Source organism: uncultured Gemella sp., assembly GCF_963537375.1.
In the GTDB taxonomy this organism is placed as follows: Bacteria; Bacillota; Bacilli; order Staphylococcales; family Gemellaceae; genus Gemella.
In genome coordinates this window covers 1-4,789 of sequence record NZ_CAUTDQ010000070.1, presented here as the reverse complement: position 1 = coordinate 4,789, position 4,789 = coordinate 1, and the positions used below count along the sequence as shown (strand labels likewise).

The following is a 4,789-nucleotide window of genomic DNA, read 5'->3' as shown; positions in this document are numbered from 1 at the left end:
AGATATGCATACAAATGAAATAATATCATATGATTTATCTTTACATCCAAATTTAAATCAGATAAAAAGGATGTTAGAAAAAGCATTTAATAAATTTCTAAAAACAGAAGGGGTAATAATGCATTCGGATCAAGGATGGCAGTATCAACATTCACACTATAGAAGTGAGTTAAAAAAACATGGAATCATTCAATCAATGTCTAGAAAGGGAAATTGTTATGATAATAGTATCATGGAATCATTTTTCGGAAGAATGAAGACGGAGATATTTTATGGTTATGAAAAGAATTATATGTCATTTGAAGAGTTTAGTAAAGCTGTATATGAATATATAGCTTATTACAACAACAAGAGAATTCAATCAAAAACAAAATGGATGTCACCTGTACAATACAGGATAACATCCACATGTCTAAACTAAATATATATGTGTCCAGAATTTTGGGTACATATCAATTTCAAAGAAATCGATTTTGTCGAATCACCCCCGCAAAGTTTATTAGGTATCTAAAAAGCTTTTACAAAGCGAATTTAGATGTCAATAAACCACTGCGTCTATGAGTTCTCATATGAACTTTGTTAAGTTTTAAGTCTTTTGGGTGAGCTCTTTTAAAACTCTCACTTTAAAACCGTTAGATAAATAAAAAACTATCCTATCGAAGTTCAGACGAAGATACTTAATCTTCACCAACTACTAAATCAATAGAATAGTTTATTGTTATTATCAAATATTCACAGACTTTTATAGGTACTCTAATCTGTCAATCTCTGGTTTTTCAGATGTTTGTGTAAAATCTGTATCAATTGAATCTTTAGGCGCTTTTCTTGCGAATAACATAATCGCCACAACAAAGTATAATAGGTATACAGGAAGTAGTATCCCAACTGTCATTACTCCAATAACTATAGCTGAAAGTAGGAATAAAATTCCTGAAACAATTCTCGCTTTCATAGTAAATGACGCTATTAACGCTAATACTAAGGCGACAATTGCAACTACTGTGTAAACTTTTACCAATAATACAAGTAACGATACGACGTCTAACCCTGAGCTTTTTAATAATGATGCCACTCCTGGGTCTTGTAATAAGTTATAAAGAATAGGTTCAAATTCTTTTTGTTTAAAAGCAGTTGCTAACTGACTAGAGAATGCTCCAAGAGATAGTAACCCTGTAACAAGTATCATAATAACATTCGCGATCCACGCTAAGATTTTTTCGACTTTTCTACTAAATGGTTTCATAAAGTGCTCCTTTTTAATATATTGATTAAATTATATCACAAAATATATTAGATTAGTAATGTTTAACCTTTTCTAATAAATAACATAATTGCGACAATAAAATACAATAAATACACGGGAACCGCAACTTCTGTCTCCACTCCAGCTATCATAATAGCCAAAAATAAAAATATTACCCCTGAAAAGATTCTATGTTTCATCATGAAAGTCGCCAATAACGCTATAAGCGCTGTTAGTAAGACTGAAAATTTAATAATTATTATAAATAATTCAATTAGTCTATAATACTCAATTCTTGTGTAGAGCAAAAAAGTTTCTATACAGCTAGAAAATGAAAATCTAACAAATTCAGGAGTAAGAAATATTCCTTCCAGCTGCCTATCGAAAAAACCCGTGTACATTAAGATTACCACTGAAATCAAAATAATATTCGCAATCCACGCTAGTGTTTTTTCTATTTTTCTGCTTCTTGATTTCATAAACTTCTCCTTTTTAATATATTGACTAAATTATATCATAAATTAATTATAACATATAACAATTAATATACTTTCTCGGTTAGAATTTACTTTGGAAATTCACCTAATTTCTTTACTCTAGAGCAATAATGTCGAATATTTTCTTCTTTCGTAAAAATACAATCTAACCTTCGAAGTATTTCAAACTTATAAAACCATGCAGATTATATTTTTACACTCTGAATTCAGTACTCTAATATTTCACTTAGTTCTCTGATTAATAATAAAAAACCCCGAAAATCAATTCGGAGTTTTCTTAAAGTATTTTATTATCTTCCACGACGTTTAGCTGTCGCTGGTGCTTTTCTTGTTGGTTGAGCTTTGTGGTGAACAGCTGCTGGTTTATGTGTAACTACCGCAGGTTTTTGAACTGCAGGTTTGTGAGTTGTAACAACAGTTGGTTTGTGGTTAGTTACCACTGTGTGTGAAGTTGTTGTTGAGTATCCAAAACTTCCTGATGCTACTAATTGTTTTTGAACAGCTGCTTGAGCCACTAAAACTTTTTGAGTTTGAGCTGTGTAGTATGCTGCAGTGTATGAGTAAGAACCATTGTTTGCAGTTGCGTTAGCTTTTTTAGCGAAGTATACTTGGTATACTAATTCTTTATCATAAAGTTTGTTAGCTGCGATAAGTTGTTTACTTTCAGCTGAGAAATCACGTCTTAAGATAGCATTGTTAACTAAGTTTTGAGGGATAGAGATTTTAGCGAAAACTCCTTCGTCTCCTGCTAATCTAGTTGATTCTGCTAGACGGTTGTTAGTTCCTTCTTCTAAGAAATCAACACGTACGTGGATTTTTTGGTTTCCTGCTTGTGCTTCAGAACCGCTGAAGTTAGCTACTGAAAAAATAAATGCGACTGGTAATAAAGCCGTTAAAAGTTTTTTAAACATTGTTTTCTCCTTAATTAAATAAATTTATATTATAATAATCTATACATAATCGACAATTATATTCGCTCATGTATCTTTACCGGAATTAATAATATCATATTGCAGAATTTATGTCAATCACTTTTCGTAAAAAATTTCATCTTTTTACAAACTTTTTATCTTACTTAAAACATACTTTAAATTATAATTAAAATTAACTTAAAAACCTCTTCAATCACCTTTAAAACAATGTTATTACTTTAAAAACCATATTGTCAACTATCTTATTTATTCCAAAACAACTATTTATTAACAATTCTATAAAATAAAATTATTACTATATATTTAATATTAATACATTAATCTTGATATCAGCGATACAATAAGGCTCCATTTAAAAATCAGAAACATTATCTGATCCACAATATGGACAAGCAGGATTTCCAAGTCCTAGACTCTCACCCTCAAAATAACAATTACAATTATTACAGTAATATTCTACTTTCATAATTACGTTATTATCCTTCGATAATTTCTGTAAAAACAACACCTGTTCTGCTTTCATTTTTACCTTATTAATTATTTTTTCCATCGTTAGATTCATCATTAAATCTAAATTCTTAACCTGTACATTTCCCATTTTTATCCCTCCGTTATGTTTTCATTCACCTTTATTATACGCTAGAAATACTATTATTTCGACAGTATCAAGATTTTTAAAACTAAACTAATAAAATATACACCAGATGATTCTTATTTTCTATCTCCTTTAGATTAACAAATAATAATTGCTTGTCATCATATTTGAGATAAGATTTTTCAATGTCCTAGATTCAGTATACAACTAGATTTCTAGAGTGATTTCCGCCCCGCACCCCTAACTTTGACAAGAACTTTAATATGCACCCCTAAAACGCAAAAATCGAGGCTGAGATTACTCTCATACCTCGATTCTTGAAGAATAACTATCGTGTTTTATACTTTTATATCCTAGTTATCTTTTTTTTGACGTCTTCTTACTGCTAATGCGATTCCTGCGATTAATGCTCCGAATCCCGCTGCAGCTGAGTTAGAAGTTTCGCTACCTGTGTTTGCTAAACGTTTAACTTCTGTCTTAGGCGTTACTGTTTCTACTTTTCTGAAGATGTGGCGTACATTTCCATCTTTATCTACGATTGTCTTAATGAACTCATATCCTGGTACTTCTCCGTGATTGCGAGTCCCTTCTTCAGACGGTCTGATTGGGTTACCATTTTCGTCTGTCCAGATTGTAGTTCTACTTGCTTCTGGAATACGTGATACTGGTTTAAATACATGTTTCACATTTCCATTTTCATCAGTGATTGTTCTTACAAATTCATATCCTGATACTTCTCCTGGAGCTTGTTCTCCTTTTTCTGGAGTTCTAATTTCATTTCCATCTTCATCAACCCATGAAGTAATTACGTTTGTTGTTGGTGTCGTTACTTTTTCGTATACGTGCTCGATATCTCCATTTGGAAGTTTCTTAGTTTCTACGAATCTATATCCTGGGATATCTTTCTTCGGTTGATCCCCTTCTTCTGTTGGATAGTTTGGAATTTCGTTTCCTTCTTTATCCTTGAATGAAGTTTTAACTTTTTCATATACGTGTTCAACATCTCCGTTTGGAAGTTTCTTAGTTTCTACAAATCTATATCCTGGAATGTCTTTCTTCGGTTGATCCCCTTCTTCTGTTGGATAGTTTGGAATTTCGTTTCCATCTTTTCCTTTGAATGAAGTTTTAACTTTCTCGTATACGTGTTCTGTATCTCCGTTTGGAAGTGGATTAGATTTCACGTATCTATATCCTGGTATATCTTTCTTCGGTGTCGTACCTTCTTCTGTTGGATAATTTGGAATTTCGTTCCCTTCTTTATCCTTGAATGAAGTTGTTACTTTTTCATAGATGTGTTTTGTATTACCTTTTTCATCTGTTTCAGTCTTAACAACTTTGTATCCGGCAATTTTCTCTTCTGATTGTTTACCATCTTTAGATGGAATTAGTTCTGTTTCTTTTCCATCTTTTCCTACTACTACAAACTTAGTATCAGGGCGAACTGTCGGTGTGTAAGTTGCTGTTGCCGGTGTTCCATTCGCATCTTTTACTTGTACTGTCGCTGGTACTGGTGTTCCTGTGA

The 4,789-nt window shown here is 31.9% G+C and carries 6 protein-coding genes; 1 reads left to right on the top strand and 5 read right to left on the bottom strand.

The features are described 5' to 3' along the window. Positions 1 to 421 (top strand): IS3 family transposase (locus RYK99_RS08715; protein ID WP_314991839.1); only part of this gene is annotated, 421 nt, incomplete at its 5' end. Positions 422 to 742: 321 nt separating this feature from the next. On the opposite strand, the gene RYK99_RS08710 is transcribed toward RYK99_RS08715, so the two are convergent. The 5 genes from RYK99_RS08710 to RYK99_RS08690 form a co-directional block, all read right to left on the bottom strand. Then, entirely contained in the window at positions 743 to 1,243 is a 501-nt protein-coding gene (locus tag RYK99_RS08710; protein ID WP_314991838.1) for a DUF4064 domain-containing protein, read from the bottom strand. A 62-nt stretch (positions 1,244 to 1,305) separates the two neighbouring features. Then, positions 1,306 to 1,722: a hypothetical protein gene (locus tag RYK99_RS08705; RefSeq protein ID WP_314991837.1), complete on the bottom strand. Its 417-nt coding sequence runs from the start codon at positions 1,720 to 1,722 to the stop codon at positions 1,306 to 1,308. A 308-nt stretch (positions 1,723 to 2,030) separates the two neighbouring features. Then, the gene (locus RYK99_RS08700; protein WP_314991836.1) at positions 2,031 to 2,651 is read right to left on the bottom strand and encodes a hypothetical protein; all 621 of its coding nucleotides are present in this window, start codon (positions 2,649 to 2,651) and stop codon (positions 2,031 to 2,033) included. Between the two features lie 373 nt (positions 2,652 to 3,024). Next, positions 3,025 to 3,270 (bottom strand): hypothetical protein, encoded by a 246-nt coding sequence (locus RYK99_RS08695; RefSeq protein WP_314991835.1) that lies wholly within the window; start codon positions 3,268 to 3,270, stop codon positions 3,025 to 3,027. A 350-nt stretch (positions 3,271 to 3,620) separates the two neighbouring features. Further along, positions 3,621 to 4,789, bottom strand: a 1,169-nt coding sequence (locus RYK99_RS08690; protein WP_314991834.1) for a MucBP domain-containing protein, incomplete at its 5' end; no start/stop codon positions are given.

Bases quoted from the DNA above. Each gene is read 5' to 3' on its own strand.
- RYK99_RS08710 (WP_314991838.1), bottom strand. From the start codon at position 1,243: ATGAAACCATTTAGTAGAAAAGTCGAAAAAATCTTAGCGTGGATCGCG.
- RYK99_RS08705 (WP_314991837.1), bottom strand. From the start codon at position 1,722: ATGAAATCAAGAAGCAGAAAAATAGAAAAAACACTAGCGTGGATTGCG.
- RYK99_RS08700 (WP_314991836.1), bottom strand. From the start codon at position 2,651: ATGTTTAAAAAACTTTTAACGGCTTTATTACCAGTCGCATTTATTTTT.
- RYK99_RS08695 (WP_314991835.1), bottom strand. From the start codon at position 3,270: ATGGGAAATGTACAGGTTAAGAATTTAGATTTAATGATGAATCTAACG.